General features: G+C 46.2%; 16 protein-coding genes. 8 read left to right on the forward strand and 8 right to left on the reverse strand.

All coding sequences use genetic code 11. The annotated features are described in order from the left end of the window. Positions 1–31: 31 nt before the first annotated feature. From AC5JBY_RS03310 to AC5JBY_RS03340, 7 genes are all read right to left on the reverse strand, one after another. Positions 32–733, reverse strand: coding sequence for a LytR/AlgR family response regulator transcription factor (locus tag AC5JBY_RS03310; protein WP_495903127.1), 702 nt, complete (start codon positions 731–733; stop codon positions 32–34). Next, positions 730–1779, reverse strand: a complete 1050-nt coding sequence (locus tag AC5JBY_RS03315; protein ID WP_495903128.1) for a sensor histidine kinase — start codon at positions 1777–1779, stop codon at positions 730–732. The genes AC5JBY_RS03310 and AC5JBY_RS03315 overlap by 4 nt, the downstream gene beginning before the upstream one ends. Before the next feature lie 3 nt (positions 1780–1782). Continuing rightward, entirely contained in the window at positions 1783–2454 is a 672-nt protein-coding gene (locus tag AC5JBY_RS03320; RefSeq protein WP_495903129.1) for a hypothetical protein, read from the reverse strand. Positions 2455–2473: 19 nt separating this feature from the next. Further along, positions 2474–3100, reverse strand: a complete 627-nt coding sequence (locus AC5JBY_RS03325) for a hypothetical protein (protein ID WP_495903130.1) — start codon at positions 3098–3100, stop codon at positions 2474–2476. Between the two features lie 86 nt (positions 3101–3186). Next, positions 3187–4107 (reverse strand): methylmalonyl Co-A mutase-associated GTPase MeaB, encoded by a 921-nt coding sequence (gene meaB / locus AC5JBY_RS03330; protein ID WP_495903131.1) that lies wholly within the window; start codon positions 4105–4107, stop codon positions 3187–3189. A 3-nt stretch (positions 4108–4110) separates the two neighbouring features. After that, positions 4111–5052 (reverse strand): glycosyltransferase family protein, encoded by a 942-nt coding sequence (locus AC5JBY_RS03335; protein WP_495903132.1) that lies wholly within the window; start codon positions 5050–5052, stop codon positions 4111–4113. A gap of 9 nt (positions 5053–5061) precedes the next feature. Next, the gene (locus AC5JBY_RS03340) at positions 5062–5838 is read right to left on the reverse strand and encodes a glycosyltransferase family 2 protein (protein ID WP_495903133.1); all 777 of its coding nucleotides are present in this window, start codon (positions 5836–5838) and stop codon (positions 5062–5064) included. Between the two features lie 188 nt (positions 5839–6026). Here AC5JBY_RS03340 and AC5JBY_RS03345 point away from each other — a divergent pair, with 188 nt between their 5' ends. The 8 genes from AC5JBY_RS03345 to AC5JBY_RS03380 all read left to right on the forward strand — a co-directional run bounded on the left by AC5JBY_RS03345 (position 6027) and on the right by AC5JBY_RS03380 (position 15232). Then, positions 6027–6677: an LON peptidase substrate-binding domain-containing protein gene (locus tag AC5JBY_RS03345; RefSeq protein ID WP_495903134.1), complete on the forward strand. Its 651-nt coding sequence runs from the start codon at positions 6027–6029 to the stop codon at positions 6675–6677. A gap of 53 nt (positions 6678–6730) precedes the next feature. Beyond that, positions 6731–7462, forward strand: a complete 732-nt coding sequence (locus AC5JBY_RS03350) for a type III pantothenate kinase (protein WP_495903135.1) — start codon at positions 6731–6733, stop codon at positions 7460–7462. Continuing rightward, the gene (gene bamG, locus AC5JBY_RS03355; RefSeq protein ID WP_495903136.1) at positions 7455–8756 is read left to right on the forward strand and encodes a BamG family beta-barrel-assembly machinery protein; all 1302 of its coding nucleotides are present in this window, start codon (positions 7455–7457) and stop codon (positions 8754–8756) included. The genes AC5JBY_RS03350 and bamG overlap by 8 nt, the downstream gene beginning before the upstream one ends. Continuing rightward, positions 8756–9337, forward strand: a complete 582-nt coding sequence (lptC, locus tag AC5JBY_RS03360; protein WP_495903137.1) for an LPS export ABC transporter periplasmic protein LptC — start codon at positions 8756–8758, stop codon at positions 9335–9337. Before bamG ends, lptC begins: the two co-directional genes overlap by 1 nt. 611 nt (positions 9338–9948) lie before the next feature. Further along, positions 9949–10467, forward strand: a complete 519-nt coding sequence (locus tag AC5JBY_RS03365) for an RNA polymerase sigma factor (RefSeq protein ID WP_495903138.1) — start codon at positions 9949–9951, stop codon at positions 10465–10467. Then, positions 10460–11218 carry a hypothetical protein gene (locus AC5JBY_RS03370; RefSeq protein ID WP_495903139.1) on the forward strand — a complete coding sequence of 253 codons (759 nt, stop codon included), beginning with the start codon at positions 10460–10462 and terminating at the stop codon, positions 11216–11218. The genes AC5JBY_RS03365 and AC5JBY_RS03370 overlap by 8 nt, the downstream gene beginning before the upstream one ends. A gap of 10 nt (positions 11219–11228) precedes the next feature. Next, a complete protein-coding gene (locus AC5JBY_RS03375; protein ID WP_495903140.1) occupies positions 11229–12539 on the forward strand; it encodes a DUF4097 family beta strand repeat-containing protein in 1311 nt (436 codons plus the stop codon). 248 nt (positions 12540–12787) lie between these two features. Continuing rightward, positions 12788–15232, forward strand: a complete 2445-nt coding sequence (locus AC5JBY_RS03380) for an outer membrane beta-barrel protein (RefSeq protein WP_495903141.1) — start codon at positions 12788–12790, stop codon at positions 15230–15232. A 95-nt stretch (positions 15233–15327) separates the two neighbouring features. On the opposite strand, the gene AC5JBY_RS03385 is transcribed toward AC5JBY_RS03380, so the two are convergent. Beyond that, the gene (locus AC5JBY_RS03385) at positions 15328–15888 is read right to left on the reverse strand and encodes a porin family protein (RefSeq protein WP_495903142.1); all 561 of its coding nucleotides are present in this window, start codon (positions 15886–15888) and stop codon (positions 15328–15330) included. Between the last annotated feature and the right edge of the window lie 197 nt (positions 15889–16085).

Below are 16085 nucleotides of genomic sequence, written 5' to 3' on the forward strand. Positions count from 1 at the left end.
AAAGAAAGCTAAAAAGCCGGAAACTCCCGGCTCAAATCTTAAGCCGCGCAAACACGTCCTCCCTATACGAAGCGCCAATCGGAATATCCTTTTCCCCGATCTTCACATAATTACCCTCGATAAACACGATCTTACTTCCGGCGATAATATAACTCTTATGCACCCGCATAAACAGATCGGCCGGCAATTCTTCCTGTAAGCTCTTCAGCGTATCATGCACCAGGTAATTAGATTGTGTAGTTACCACCTTCACATAGTCATCCAAAGCCTCGATATATAAGATATCAGCAAGATTGATCTTGTACACCTTCTTATCGGCCTTGATAAAAATAGAAGCAGGTGCAGCAGTAACGCCACCTGGCGTCTTTCGTTCCAGCTTTTCCAAAACCTTATTAACGGCCCTGAGAAACCGTTCGAAAGAAAAAGGCTTCACCAGGTAATCGATCGCATCCAGTTCAAAACCTTCTACTGCGAACTCAGGGTAAGCCGTCGTGAAGACCACCAGCGGAGGGCGCGAAAGACTTTTCAAAAAACTGATACCCGACAACCGGGGCAGGTTGATATCGAGAAAAACAATATCAGCCACCTCACGCGCCAGCCATTGCTGCGCCTCAATAGCATCCGCACACACAGCCGCCAGCTCCAGCAGCGGATGCTCGGCAATAAACTTTTTCAGCACATTTTGCGCCAGCGGTTCATCTTCCACCACCAGGCAACGATACAGTGTACTCATAGTTGCAATTCAAGCGTTACAATAAAATCATCCGCCGTTTCCACTATCGAAAGAGAATGCTTACTGGGATACAACAGCTCCAATCGCCTCCGCACATTCTCAAGCCCTACCCCTTTATAATTGGAATAAACAACTTCATCAACTTCCCCGCGCGTATTCTGCACCCGGAAACGCAGCAGCCGAGGCAACACCTGTAACAACAGATGTATGTTTACAGGGCCGGTATTCCCTTTGGCGCCATGTTTGAACGCATTCTCCAGGAAAGTGATAAGCAACAATGGTGCAATACGACGGTCCTCAAACTCTCCTTCTACCTGCTTCACCAAATGCAATTGCTCATTAGAACGGATACGTTGCAAAGCAATATAATCCTCCAGAATCTGCCACTCCTTTTCCAGCGGGACCAGGTCCTCTCCTGATTCATACAAAAAATACCGCATCAGGTGCGAAAGCTGTAAGATCGTTTGCGGCAAACGCTCGTCCTTATCCAGCGTCATGGAATAAATACCATTCAGCGTATTGAAAAAGAAATGCGGATTTACCTGCGCCTTCAAAGCCTTCAACTCTATCTGGACCTTCTCCGTTTCCATCTGCAACAACTGCCGCTGCAAGTCATTCACCACAAACCACGACTTCGACAACTTCAGCAGAGAAGTAACAACAAGATACACCACGAAAAAGAGCCCCACCTCCCATACCGTGAAATAGGAAATAAAAAAATAATTGGGCAACACATACTTCGACCAATCCTGGAAAAAAGAATAATTCAGCCAGGAAAACAAAACGATCAACCCCACCACAGCAGGCACATATAACCACCAATAACGGTAATTGGCAAACCGGGGGAGCAGCCACCCCAGGTTCACATATACGGCCGGAACAATGGTTGCATGAAACAGCGCAGCATATATGTAGTCGATCTTTTCCGCACGTACTCCCGTTTTAAAAAGCTGTACAAATACCACGAAAGACAGCACCCAGAAAACCAGGTGCTGCATAAACCGGAACAAGGGATGATACAACCAGCGACGTTTGTTTGATACCATACTCTATCCTTTTCTGGTTAAAATGGTTGAATCCTTACTATAATACAACCGTTCATCATGGCCATACTTTTCCAAAAACTGTTTTAATTCAAAAGAAGAAGCAGTGATCACAAAGGAACCAAACAGGTTGTCCTGCTCATGCTTCAGCCGCAGATTGCCCTTGGTAACCTGCTCTTTGATAAAATCACCATTAAGATACTTAATAGAAAGCCTGTTGTTATCAAGAAATTGGATCTGGGCAATACTTGAAGTAGGCAGGTAATCAACAGAGAACTCAAAACCGCTGCCCTTATCCTCTGGCTTTTTAGCGTCCTTCAGCGTAAAAGACATGACATCCACAAAAAGCTGGTCATTAACCTTACTAAGCGCACCAAGCATAAGATACTCTATACCCTTTTGCTTGATAGTAATAAGATAAGCATTGGAATAAAAGGTAATCTCCTGAGGCGAATCACCCAGCCCAAGCTTCGTTTTACTGCCATCTTTTTCCCTGGCAAGTTCACTTTCAATGAGTGGTTGGATGGTAAATACATCCTTGCCATCACTCCAGGTACCATTCAATCGTTTATCGGTAATAATAGTTTTATAAGTAGCCAGCGAATGCAAACTGCCCACACAAGAAGACTGCAGCAACAGGAGCACCACGCCAGATAAAAACACAAATAACTTTTTCATACAAATACAGTTTAAAGGGTTAGTGGATTCTGGTAAATGTTTTATTATCCTGGTAAGCATCACTCGCATCACCATACTTCAACACATACTGCTGCAACTCTTCCGTTGGAGCAGTGATCACATAAGAGCCATCCATCTTCGTCTCATGCTTGATCCGGATCTGCTTATTATCGATCAGCTTACGCAGATAACTTTCGGAAAACTGTCCAATAGCCATTGAGTTACCATCCGCACCCTGTGATAACCGATAGAAACTATGCATCCGGACGAAATTCATTTTAAAGAAATTGGCATATCCCCTTTGCATATTGGTTTCTTCAGGAAAATAATCGAGGTACACGTGCTTGCCGATACGCACCAGGAAAGCATAATACCTACCAGTTTCCTCACCCGTTGCCCGGCTTGAAATAGAAAGCGTGTAAGCATTGCTGGACAGTCGTTGCAAACCCTCCGGCAGGTTGCCAAAACTTGCAGGCGTACCACGTTGAAAAGTATACACCGCATCCTCTCCATCTACCCCCCAGGCCCCCACCAGCTGGGAGTTGAACTCCAGGTCCTTTTCCGTAAACAGTGGATGCAGGGCAGACAAACACCCCGTCAGGGCCACAATAGCAACCAGTACAGTTGCCAGTAATAATTTTTTCATGACTTATAATTTAATAGGTCAAAACTACCGGCAGCCCAACGCCCGGTAAAACCATTTCGGTGAACATATAAATTAGAACGGTGAAATTAAAGTCCCTCGACAAACCGGTACAGGTTAAACCGGTCATTGCGCAACTGGTCAAGGATAGCCTGCTGCAGTACTTCCTTGCGAATACCCTTCATGCGCTTTTGCTGCACCAGGTGATAAGCCCGCTCAGTCAATAGCCAGGCCCTTTTACTGTCGTCGTGAGGATCTTTCAATAAGGAGACAATAGCAGCATACAACTCAGCAATACCTTGCTTTTGAGCAGCAATCGTTTTCAACACAGGCACTTCACGCTGATGATTATTGAAAGCAGGCGCCAGCATCAGCCGCAGGTTCTTTACAAACTGATCGGCATCAGGCCGGTCAGCTTTATTAACTACAAAAATATCGGCAATCTCCATCAGGCCGGCCTTCATCGTCTGCACTTCGTCACCAGCCTCAGGTACCATCACCACCACCGTTACATCAGCCAGTCCGGCGATCTCGATCTCACTCTGTCCAACACCAACAGTTTCTACTATAATAAAATCAAACGCCGCAGCCTTCATCAGCTCCGTGATCTCGATGATCTTGGGATGCAACCCGCCAAGAGAGCCACGCGTAGCCAGTGAACGGATAAAAACATTGGGATCATTATACCATTCACTCATGCGAATCCGATCACCCAGCAACGCACCCAAATTAAAAGGAGAAGAAGGGTCCACACACAACACACCCACCTTCTTACCATCGCCACTAACAGCGCCGATCAGCGCATCTACCAGCGTACTTTTGCCCGCACCCGGCGGACCGGTAACGCCAATGATCCTGGTAGTATCGTTAGCAGGAAGTGACAACAACAACTGCTCATACCCGGGCGCTTCATTCTCCACCAACGAAATGCCCCTGGATATTTGCTTCACAGCATGACGCTGGATATCCAGTAACAATTGCGCCCAGTCGATAGTAGCCTGCCTGCCCATGAGCTATCTTTTCAGTAAAGTATAATTTTTAAATCCACCGATTTGTGTGCCCCCCAGCAGCGCTTGCTCCACCATGGTCAGCAGGCGGTATTTCAATCGGTCATGCTTCTGCTCCATACCGGGAGGAGGCGTCTTGCCAATCTCATTGGCCCAGTCGAACCGCTGAATAAAATCCTTCATCACAGCAGGATGAGTATCCTTGAATGACTTTAATCGCGCCAACGTACCATAGTCAAAAACTTCTTCCTGAACTTCGAAGATCTCATCCGCCCTCGCTTCACCATGATAATCGGCGGCAAACGATTTTCTCCTTTTCTGCATCAGCCGCGGAGGCCTCACCCATCCATAATGATACACGACAGCATCCACCGTCGCCACCTTCAGCTTTTCAGTACCCTGCTTCTGGAAAAAATCTTTACCATCAAAATGAGGAATACGCCGGAACGATTGGGCATCCCGCCAGGAATGAATATCCGGATCATTGCGGATGATACGCATCTCTTTGGGATACCAGTAATGAGACACCATGTACCGGGAATAAGTGCCCCAGAAATGAATATATTTAAACAACAGCCCTTCTACTTCCTTGTCATGCAGCAATTGCTCGCAACGCGCTTTGATCACCGGCAAATACTTCTCATGGATCACTTCATCACTTTGCAGGTAAAACAACCAGTCCCCCGTACAGGCCTTCTTGGCAACATCCGTCTGCTGCGCATATATACTCGCATGAGAATAAGAATCCGAGTCCCATTCCGTATGAATGATCTTGATCTTATCAGATTTGATCTGCCCGATTTCCGCCAAAGTTGCATCGTCAGCATCACCCTTGCCTACCGCAATCACAAACTCATCCACGATCGGTAAAATGGATTGAATCGACTCCTTTACCGGGTAATACAACTTCGTGGCATTACGCACAAAACTAAATCCACTTATCTTCATGAAATACGTTTAATCGATGACAGGCTCTTTCCATCCCTGTTGAAGCTCGGTAAGCTTCGCATACTTAAAATAAGTACTGATAAAATTATACACCGCGATCGTAAAACCTGCACGCCCATCCAAAAAGCCAAGCCGGAAGAAATACGTCTGAAAAAAGATAGCGAAGCCATGTGTAAACGCCTTCCAGGTATTCCCCTTTTTCCTATGCTGCAATTTTTCAGCCCCCAACGTGGAATAACGATTAGCCTTATTCAATATCTGTGTCAGGTTTTCAAAAGGAAACTGCCAGATGGGATTGGTAAGCTTGCCAATCTCACCATCCGCTTCAAACTCCTCGTGAACAGCCACCTCCGTATAACGCATAGTACCGTTTTTGAAAAGCTGCGGCTGACGATAATCGGGATACCAGCCGGAATACTTTACCCACTGGCCCATAAAAAAATTTCTCCGCGGCACCCAGTAAGCAACAGGACCATCAGCCCGGTTGGCCTTCACAATCTTTAAGATCTCATCCCGCGCCTCAGGCGTACAACGCTCATCGGCATCGAGACTAAACACCCACGGATATTGACAGCTACGAATGGCCACGTTGCGCAATTTGCCAAAACCTTCAAAAGGAATTTGCACCACCCGCGCCCCCAGCTTTTCACTTAGCTCAGCCGTTTTATCTGTACTGAACGAATCCGCCACAATCACCTCATCAGCCCAATCAATCACACTTCGTATAGCAGCTTCGATTTTACGCTCTTCATTATACCCAATGATATATACAGATACTTTACTCATTACAATTTATTTATTATGAAGGTCCATTCCTTACCTGCCTTCCACTAAAGCCCGATCGACTCATTCAACGCCGCAAAGTAAACAAATATACCAGCCCCTCAGTGTATAACCATCAAAAAAGCAGTAAACAACCACCCCCTGGCCCAACAAAGAACTCATAATAAAAGGATATTGCGTAATATTGAACCATGACTAATTTCATTCCCATATTCCCATTGGGCATGGTCGTATTCCCCCGTGAAAAAGTACACCTGCATATATTCGAGCCACGATACAAACAGCTCGTCAACGAATGCTTCGAAAGCAAAAAACCATTTGGCATTCCCACTGTAGTCAACAACCGCCTGCAGGAAATGGGCACACTTGTCGAACTCACAGACATCGTACAAACTTATGAGAACGGTGAAATGGACGTAAAAACACAGGGACTCAAAGTATTCCGTGTTCTCGAAGTCATCAAAGCAGTTCCGGACAAACTATACAGCGGCGCCATCGTAAACTACCCCGACAATGATGAGGATGTAGGTAGCCGCCTGCTGATGCAGAAAGTCGTCACTGGCATCAAAGAACTCCACCGGCTGCTCAACGTAAGCAAGGATTTCAAAAAGCCCGACGACCAGTTGCAGGCCTATGATGTGGCCCACCATGTAGGCCTCTCACTCGAAGAAGAATACGAAGTGCTGGGCCTGCTCAAAGAACTCCAACGCCAGGAATACATCAAACGCCATTTGCAGAAAGTGATCCCCATGCTCATGGAAATGGAGCAACTAAAAGAAAAAGTAAAACTCAACGGCCATTTCCGGAATCTTTCGGCCTTCGATCTGGACATTGACCTATAAATAATTGTATTATTCTGGCTTCTGTATTCTGAATGCTGTATTCTTGCATTTCTATGTCCAATACAACACTATGCTTCGACTTCGGCAATACCCGCATGAAATGCGCCGTATTCGAAGAAGATGTTCTGAAAGAATTGCTGGTCCTGGAAAATGACCATGACGATACCATTCGTCAGCTCATCCAAAAATACAGGCCCACCAAATCCATCCTCTCCTCAGTCATCAACCATTCCCCCGGCATAGAAACACTGTTGGCAGCCACCACCCGCTTCCACAGGCTCGACCATAATTCCAGGCTACCCATCACCACGCCGGTAGGCAAACCACAGGACATTGGCGCCGACCGCCTTGCCATGGTAGCCGCCGCCGTTCACCTCTTTCCCGGAAAGAACAACCTTGTCATTGGCCTCGGCACAGCTATCACCTACAACTTTATCAATAAATACCATGAATTTGTAGGCGGCAGTATTTCACCCGGCATGGAAATGCGCTTTAAATCCCTGCACCATTACACCGCCAAGCTGCCCCTGGTCGAAAAAGACTGGAACCTATCCCTCATTGGCTACGATACCCGCACCAACATATTGAGCGGCGTTATCCTTGGAATGGCAAAAGAGATCGACGGAATAATAGAATATTATGACGAAAAATACGGCAACTTTAACGTCATCTTAACCGGGGGTGATACACCCTTTTTTGTCTATCATCTGAAAAACAAGATATTTGCAGACCCTAATTTAATCTATAAAGGCCTTTATGCCATTAGTGAGCACAACAATGTATAAGAAAATCAATCTGTTAGGAATAGTCTGCTTATGTTGGCTCTCCTTTGCACAGGCACAAACCGAAAACTCGCCTTACTCACGATATGGACTGGGGGATGTAGTTCCCGGTCAGAATATCCTGTCCCGCGGCATGGGAGGCGTTTCCGCTGCTTATTACGACTTCAACACCATCAACTTTATCAATCCCGCCTCGTACGCCCGCTTGCAGGCAACAACGCTGGATTTTGGAGTTGAACTCGGCAACCGCACCTTGCGCGCCAACAACCCACCCCGTAAATTTTCTTCCTACAGCCCCAACATATCCTATGTACAGCTGGCATTCCCGCTCAAAAAGAACGGCGGATGGGGAGTAAACATCGGTCTCAGGCCTATTACCCGTGTTAACTATAAAATAGGACAAACAGAACGTCTTTACCTCGGCGTACCGGGTGACACGTTCGATATCAGCACTTTATACGAAGGTAATGGTGGCACTTACGAAGCCCACATCGGAACAGGCTTCAACATCACAAAAGACCTCACCTTTGGGATCAACTTTGGGTACACATTCGGCTCCAAAGACTATACAACCCGCAAAGCCATTCTCGATACCCTCGAATACTATTACAAGTCGAACCACGAAACAAAGACCAACTACGGCGGAGTACTCCTGAATGCCGGGCTGCAGTATACAGCAAAGCTGGATAAGTTGCATTGGCTCCGTTTTGGCGTCTATGGCAACCTCGAATCCAAACTCAACGCAAAACAGGACATCATCCGCGAAAGCTTCGAATACAATTCCAACACCGGGTCTCCCGATCCCATAGATTCAGTTTACCGCCAAAGCGACATAAGCGGCAAGGTAATTTACCCCGCGTCCTATGGTGCTGGCATCGTCTTCGATCGCCTCGGAAAATGGCAGATCGGTGTAGACTACGCCCAGCAAAAATGGTCCGCACACCGCTTCTACGGCGAAAAAGACCTCGTACAGGATAGCTGGCAAATGAAGATCGGCGGACAAATTACCCCTTCTGGAGGTAAAACCTACTGGAACTTTGTAAGCTACCGCGCCGGATTCTCCTTCGGTAAAGACTATATCAAAGTAGATAAGGAACTCCCCACCTGGACCCTTTCCCTTGGAATAGGACTTCCGATGCGTAAGCCAGCCTATACCAACCAGTTTTCCGTTATCAATACGGTATTCGAGTTTGGCAGACGTGGCGACAACACCAGCCTCGTGCGTGAAAGTTTCTTCCGCGTAGGAATTGGCCTTTCATTAAGCGATATCTGGTTCCAGAAATACAAGTACGACTAATGCAAGCACTTCGCACAGCATACCTTCTTCGTGCAGCAGCTCTCTTATTGAGCTGCTGTTTCGTTCTGACCGCCTGCGAAAACGACCAGCAGGAGGTCGACAACCTTTTTAAGAAGGAGATCAGGCTGGAAGAAGCCAAACAAATAGAAAGCTACCTCAGCGAAAAAGGCGTGGTAAAAGCTAAGCTCGCATCCCCCTTCATGCTGCGCCGCACAGGCGATGACTCAGCCTATATGGAGTTTCCCAAAACCCTGCATGTAGACTTTTACGACACCACCTCCCGCATAGAAAGTATTCTTGATGCCCGATATGCCAAATACTTCGAACGCGAGCGAAAGATCCTCCTCCGCGACAGCGTGGTGGTGATCAACACCGTTAATGGCGATACCCTTCGCACCTCAGAACTTTGGTGGGACCAGAATAAAGAAGAATTTTATACCACTGCCCCCGCCCGCATCCTCCAACGCACCCAAACCATGTTTGCCGCCGGAGGGTTAAGAGCCGCCCAGAACCTCTCCTGGAAACAATTCAACCAGGCTTCCGGTATGTTCGTGACTACAGACAGCACCTTAATGCAGTAAAAATAAAGCCTGTAAAAAACGCAGAGATCAAGGCTAATACCATCAAATTTTCGTAAATTTCATTAGCCTCTAACAGCTTCATTCCAAAAATGGGAAGAAATACAGTTCTTTTAGCAGTTGTCATTTTTGCCCCTTCACGGGCCTATTTAGCAGCACTGTCCAATTATGGGAAAGGCGCTCGCTTCTTTTAACGCCTCCCGCTCCATTTTTATAACTCCCTGCTAATAAGCCCACAGCGTCCTTACAGCGATCTTGTAACGACGTTTCAGCGACCTTTCAACGACCTTATAGCGAGGTTACAGCGGCCTTTCAGCGACGTTATAGCGACCTTATAGCGACCATGTTCCGTACATGCTTCATTGATAAGCCGTTGCAAAGCCATACCTCCTCCGTTTCCCACCTATCCCCGTCACCACAGCAAAACGTCCTCCCGTCTCCACAGCTGCAAACCTTCTACTCCGAACACTTAACGCTCGACTTCAGACTTTCGACTCCCACTCGTACCTTGTACAGGAAAAAATATTACAACACCCCTTCCAACCTTTCCACAACCCAATACTCTTATTACCAGAACGGCATTGGAAAAAACAGCACACATACTAACGGCAGTAGTGAGAAAAGCAACCCAGGGCAATGAAGAAGCCCGGGCCTTGCTCTATGAACAGTTCTCACAAAAAATGTTCAGTATTTGTGTGCGCATGACCAGTAGCCGGCCCGATGCGGAAGACATATTACAGGAATCGTTCATCGCCGCGTTCAACAGCTTACACCAGCTTAGAGAACAGCACCTGTTCGAACCCTGGCTTCGTCGCATCATCGTCAACGAATGCATCCGCCACGTAAAGAAAGTGATACGGTGGCAGCCTGTAGAAGAAGAATATATGAACGATCCCCATGCAGAGGGAGAGAGTTGGCTGCAGGGCATCAGCTTCGAACAAATACACCAGGAGATCAAAAACCTGCCGGGAGGTTGCCGGGAAGTATTCAACCTCTACGTCATAGAAAACTATTCGCACCAGCAAATAGCCGAAGCCCTCGAAATAACCACGTCCACGTCCAAAAGCCAGTATCACCGGGCGAGACAACTATTAAAAGAAAGATTATTAAAACAATTGGTACGACATGGATGAGTTTAAAAAATACCTCTTCGAACACCGGGATGAACTCGACACCGAGAAACCACCCCGTCCGCAGGTATGGAAACATATCCGGCAACAAACACAAGAGGTCAAAAAACCGGCAATACCATTGATCGCAAAATGGGCCACCGCAGCGGCAGCTATCCTCGTAGCAGCATCTGTACTCATTTACCAATTCCAACGCCCGGTGAAAACGGACGATCCAATACTTTCTGTCAATACCGACCCTAAAACGAATACAACCCCGGAGCCGAATGGCCAGGCGGATTCATCTACTGGTACTGCATCCATGCAGGAGAATAAAGAACCCGACACTGAATTACCTGGCGATAAAACACTGGCCGAAAACAATACACCACCAGACAACCGCAAAACAAAAAAAGACAAGATTGCTGGCACACAAAAACCAGCGTCACCCACTAAGACGATAGAAGATGATTATGTAACCATCATCAACTATCAATTGAAAAAACTGGAAACAACACCCATCTATACCGAAAGCGCGGGCTACTTCCACGTATTCAAAAAACAGTGGCTCGACCTCGAAAAAGATGAACGCAAAGTAAAGCAGGATGTACGCCTCTATGGCCTCAATGATCAGATAGTAGGCAAGCTCATCCAGCTCTACCAGCAAAAACTGTGGCTCCTTGGAGAACTACAGGCAGAGATCAGCAAAATGAACGTACGGGCACAGCAGCATCCCGACATTAAGCGGAGCAAGCCAGCCTATTTAAAACTGTAAAAAAACAAGCATGAATAACAAAAGATTAGCCCTTTTCCCGTCCCTCCTGTTGGCAGGAACACTCATCACAACAGGCATACAGACACAGGCACAAAGTACACTTACCAAAGAACTAACCCAGGAAGTAGCCTCCCAGAAAGGTTCACTCATACGCATCGTTTCTTCATCACGCAAGGTAAGCATCAAGAGTTGGGACCAACCCAAAGTAAAAGTAACGATGGAAGTAGTTTACGATACCTCCTATCCCCGGAAAAATAAGACCGATGTTGAATGGTTTGAAGATTTGGGCATACACATTAAACCCTTCAGCAACCGTGTCGATATACTTACCGCCCCATCAGCACACATAGTATCGGGGAAAATCTATACCACTACCTATCCAAAAGAAGTGATTGTAGATGGTCAACACATCAATCCTGGTAAAAAAGTTCCACTCAAAGTCAAGACAGTACCAGGCAGCCAGCAAGGCAACAAACTCGAAGAAGTAGTGGTATCAGGCTATCGACGCCCTACTATCCGTATCATGAGCATCATGGTGCCCACAGGCTGCAAGCTGGATATTGAAAACAATTATGGAGATGTGATAATTGCAATGAATGTCGATGACGCCAAACTGGAAATAAGCAACGGTACCCTCGATGCCCAGGATATTAAAGACCTGAAATTGGTTGCCAACTACTGCAACGCCAACCTCGGCAACATCGATAAAGCAGAAGTAGAATTTAAGAACGGCTCCTTCCGTGCACAGACCATCAACGACCTCGACATGGATTCCAGATCCTCTTCCATAGAATACGAAAAAGGGAACTATCTCTATGTACGCAGCGATGCCGACCACTATACCATCGACGCCATCGACAAAGTAGACGGACGCAAAACATACGGAAGCATTAAAATAGATCAGCTCAACACCAGCTTCGACCTCGAAGGCAATAACGTTGACATCAAGATCCGTAACATTGGTCAGGATGTATCACTCATCAAGATCAATAACAAATACGGCGATCTCCGCCTGCCCGTCAAAAACCTGAAAAACTATTTCGTCGATTTCATAGGCGAGTACTCCACGGTGTTTGCACCCTTCCAGAAAGAAGTAGTAAAAGAAGAAGAAAAGAAAGAAACAGAAGGCTCCACTACCAGTACTACCAAAGAAAGGATAAAAGAAGTGACGGTAGTAGGCTATGGCACCAATCGCCAAAAAATCAGTGCCACCTCAGCAGAAGTAGCCCCTCGACACTTTACCAGCACCATGGGAGATACCAAGGGTAAGCACACACGCATCGAACTTACCTGCCACTACTGTACCCTCGATTTCAAATAATCAGATCAGCAACGATCGCTTCGCCATAACCCGCAATATAGCCACTATGGAGCGGCTACCGGAGAGTGCCGCTCCACTCCTTACCCACATCGAATATTTTCGTCAAGGAAAAGCATCATATGATCAAGATTGCCGGAATACCCTAACCCGTTTAGTATAATTTAGAACTGTAAATATTACCCAGGCCCGGCACTGCAACAGCAAAGGAACTGCTTCCTGCATAACCGCAACAATTCAAAAGTATAGCCATGATTTTTACAAACTTCGCTTTGTACAGGATATCCCTGTGCCTGATACTTGCCTGCCTCACAGGGCAGGCATGGGCACAGGCTCCTAAAAAGACCACCATCAAGGGAATGGTACAGGATAGTGTACAAGGCAAAACCCTGCCATTTGCGACAGTGGGATTATACCACGCAAACAACCAGCAGAAGCCCCTTCGCAACATTTTCACCGACAACAAAGGTCACTTTGAATTTACCCAGGTAGATACTGGTCACTACATCATCTTTGCTTCCTACAGCGGCTTCACAGAAAAGGCATCTGCCCCATTCAAAGCAACCAGCGATCAGATACTTATAGATATACCTGTAATACCACTTAGTCCCGCCAGCCAAAACCTCACAGCCGTTACCGTATCAGCCCGTCGCCCGCTCATTGAGCATTCGGAAGACAAACTGATCTACAATGCTGAAGCAGACCCATCCAATGCTGGGCAGATGGCTACCGATGTATTACGCAAAACGCCCTTCCTTTCAGTAGACGGAGAAGGCAACGTACAACTTAACGGACAAAGCAATTTCAAGGTCCTGCTCAATGGTAAAGAGACCACTATGTTCACCAGGAATGTGAAAGAAGCTCTCCAATCATTTCCTGCCAACCTGATCAAAAGCATTGAGGTCATCACTACCCCATCTGCCAAATATGATGGCGAAGGCGTAGGCGGCATCATCAACATCATTACCAAAAAGAAAGTAATAGGCTACAACGGGAATCTCGGCATCAGCCAAAACACCTTGGGAAATACCAACGTCAACGCCAATGCAAGCTTTAAATATGGCAAACTGGGCTTTAGCGGATACTATGGCCTCAACAGAGTAGATGGATTTAAAACACGTAATGCCGCAGAGACAGAATCCTATAACCCCATAGCATATTATAAACGCATCACCGCTGGCCAGCGAAAGAACAACAACTTCTATAACTATGGCAATATAGAATTAAGCTGGGACGTTGACAGCATGAACACCCTCAGCACCTACGCCTCACTTAATGGAGGACATTCAGAGAGCAATAACCAACGTTACTTTGACCTCGTCTCTCCCGATAAGTCCGACACTACCCGCAGCCTGTTCAATGAACAATTCAAATATAGATCACCAGGCTGGAACTGGGGCCTCGATTACATTCGAAAGTTCAGACGCAACCCCGAGCAGGAACTTACCATAAAAATGTTCCACGACTACGGCAACGAAAAGAACACACAACTCAGCGACCAGCAAAGCCCGGGCAGCAACCGCACTATAAAAAACTACAACGACGCCGATAACTTCCAAAGCACCTGGCAATTGGATTATGTACATCCCCTAAAGAATAAGATGAGACTGGAAACTGGTTTCAAGCTCATCACGCGCAACGCATCTTCCTTTTATGAAAGCCAGCATCGTACCTTTCCTAATGACAAATACATTATAGACACCTCAAACTCCGACAACTTCAGCTACAAACAATTGGTGTATGGCACTTACGCTACCATGCGCTTCACTATCAAAAAATACAGCTTCCGTATCGGAGCTCGCCTCGAACGAACTGTCGTTGACGGTGATTTTGTAAAATCAAATACCACCGTCGAGCAGGATTACCTTACCCTCATACCTTCGTTCTTTGTATCACGGAAGTTTGCGAATATCCATACCCTGTCATTATCCTATACCAAACGTCTCGCCCGACCCTATATCTGGGACCTGAATCCTTTTATCAACAACACAGATACGCTCAATCTTAACTTTGGTAACCCACAGCTCAACCCTGAACTGTACCATTCTTTAGAATTTGGATACACCATTCTCAAAGGAAAAACCAATATCAACATCCGGCTGTCAGAAAGTTTCAGCAACAGCCAGATTACCCGTTACTCCTATTTCAATAGCACCACAGGCGTCAGCTCATGGACATTGGGCAACATAGGCACTTACTATTCCACAGGCCTCGCCGGCAACATCACTGTTTCAATAACCCCTAAATGGAGAATAAACAGCAACCTTGGACTACGCTATGACTTTGTGAAGAACCGCTTCGACCCCTCCCAAAAGAATCAGGGATTTGGAGGATATGGCAGCTTTAGTACCAATGTAGATATCACCAAAAAGATCAGCACCTATTTCAACACCAATATGTTCAGATCACCCGCCCAACTGCAGGGATATTACGGAATCAATTATTGGTATGGATTCGGTGGCACACTTAAATTCCTGAAAGATAAATTCACGCTATCACTCAACCTTAATAATATATTCCAGAAAGAGCTTCCATGGAAAAGCTCCCTCGGAGATAACAACTTCCGTACTACATCATGGAATTACAGACCAGGCAGGCAAGTGAATGTTGGATTACGTTGGAATTTCGGTAAGCTAACCGAAAACGTATCCCGCAAACGGGGAGTAAGCAATGATGACCAGAAAGCCAGCAACTAAACGTTCTTTTTTCTCATAGCCGTTTATTCCGGTAATGCCGGATAGATGAAAGGCCGGGTGTCTACCCGGCCTTTGTTGTTGATCTAATATCTTTTTTAGTGCAAACGTACATACATACCCAACTGACCACCACGGTTCATGTTACTAACGTTATTGTTCTTTGAAATGTCGCTCAGGCCAGCATTATAACGGCCATAAAAACCAAGCTGACTGGTAGCAGCAATACCTACACCCAGGTTGATACCCAGATCAGTTTTACGGTAGTTGTCATCTACCTCTACATCATTGTTACCACCCTTTACTTTGGCAGAGGTAAGAAATGATACCTGAGGACCGGCTTCAAAATACAATTGCTTAACAGGGAAGAACTGCACCATCACTGGCACCTGAATATAGCTTAGTGCTAAAGTACGCTCTCCTTCACCAGTATTGTATTTTTGACCTTGACCTGAGTAAAGGATCTCAGGTTGAATACACCAGCGGGAATTGATAGTATGATGTAAAAACAACCCCACGTGACCACTGAGGCGGTTGTCTCCGTTAAAGTTAGAAACATCTGATACATTCAATCCGCCCTTGATACCCGGAGTAAACTGTGCACGCACAATACCCACTGAACAAAAGGCAAGAACTGCCATTACTACAAACTTTTTCATAATGATTGATTTTACACCGGCACTAAATCAAAGCACATGCCACACCAACCACTAAAGTGATAGCACAATGGTTACCAGTCAAATAAGACTGCCCTGATTAATGAAGTACAATATTGCTTATTAAACAACAGGCACACATGCGAATGTGGAATTGGGAAACAAAATGTACAAGCAGTAGTATAAAAACAAAACCGGCT

The organism is Paraflavitalea sp., assembly GCF_059502485.1.

Excerpts from the sequence above, each read along its gene's own strand:
- AC5JBY_RS03310 (WP_495903127.1), bottom strand. The coding sequence starts at position 733 with ATGAGTACACTGTATCGTTGCCTGGTGGTGGAAGATGAACCGCTGGCG.
- AC5JBY_RS03315 (WP_495903128.1), bottom strand. The coding sequence starts at position 1,779 with ATGGTATCAAACAAACGTCGCTGGTTGTATCATCCCTTGTTCCGGTTT.
- AC5JBY_RS03320 (WP_495903129.1), bottom strand. The coding sequence starts at position 2,454 with ATGAAAAAGTTATTTGTGTTTTTATCTGGCGTGGTGCTCCTGTTGCTG.
- AC5JBY_RS03325 (WP_495903130.1), bottom strand. The coding sequence starts at position 3,100 with ATGAAAAAATTATTACTGGCAACTGTACTGGTTGCTATTGTGGCCCTG.
- meaB (WP_495903131.1), bottom strand. The coding sequence starts at position 4,107 with ATGGGCAGGCAGGCTACTATCGACTGGGCGCAATTGTTACTGGATATC.
- AC5JBY_RS03335 (WP_495903132.1), bottom strand. The coding sequence starts at position 5,052 with ATGAAGATAAGTGGATTTAGTTTTGTGCGTAATGCCACGAAGTTGTAT.
- AC5JBY_RS03340 (WP_495903133.1), bottom strand. The coding sequence starts at position 5,838 with ATGAGTAAAGTATCTGTATATATCATTGGGTATAATGAAGAGCGTAAA.
- AC5JBY_RS03345 (WP_495903134.1), top strand. The coding sequence starts at position 6,027 with ATGACTAATTTCATTCCCATATTCCCATTGGGCATGGTCGTATTCCCC.
- AC5JBY_RS03350 (WP_495903135.1), top strand. The coding sequence starts at position 6,731 with ATGTCCAATACAACACTATGCTTCGACTTCGGCAATACCCGCATGAAA.
- bamG (WP_495903136.1), top strand. The coding sequence starts at position 7,455 with ATGTATAAGAAAATCAATCTGTTAGGAATAGTCTGCTTATGTTGGCTC.
- lptC (WP_495903137.1), top strand. The coding sequence starts at position 8,756 with ATGCAAGCACTTCGCACAGCATACCTTCTTCGTGCAGCAGCTCTCTTA.
- AC5JBY_RS03370 (WP_495903139.1), top strand. The coding sequence starts at position 10,460 with ATGGATGAGTTTAAAAAATACCTCTTCGAACACCGGGATGAACTCGAC.
- AC5JBY_RS03375 (WP_495903140.1), top strand. The coding sequence starts at position 11,229 with ATGAATAACAAAAGATTAGCCCTTTTCCCGTCCCTCCTGTTGGCAGGA.
- AC5JBY_RS03380 (WP_495903141.1), top strand. The coding sequence starts at position 12,788 with ATGATTTTTACAAACTTCGCTTTGTACAGGATATCCCTGTGCCTGATA.
- AC5JBY_RS03385 (WP_495903142.1), bottom strand. The coding sequence starts at position 15,888 with ATGAAAAAGTTTGTAGTAATGGCAGTTCTTGCCTTTTGTTCAGTGGGT.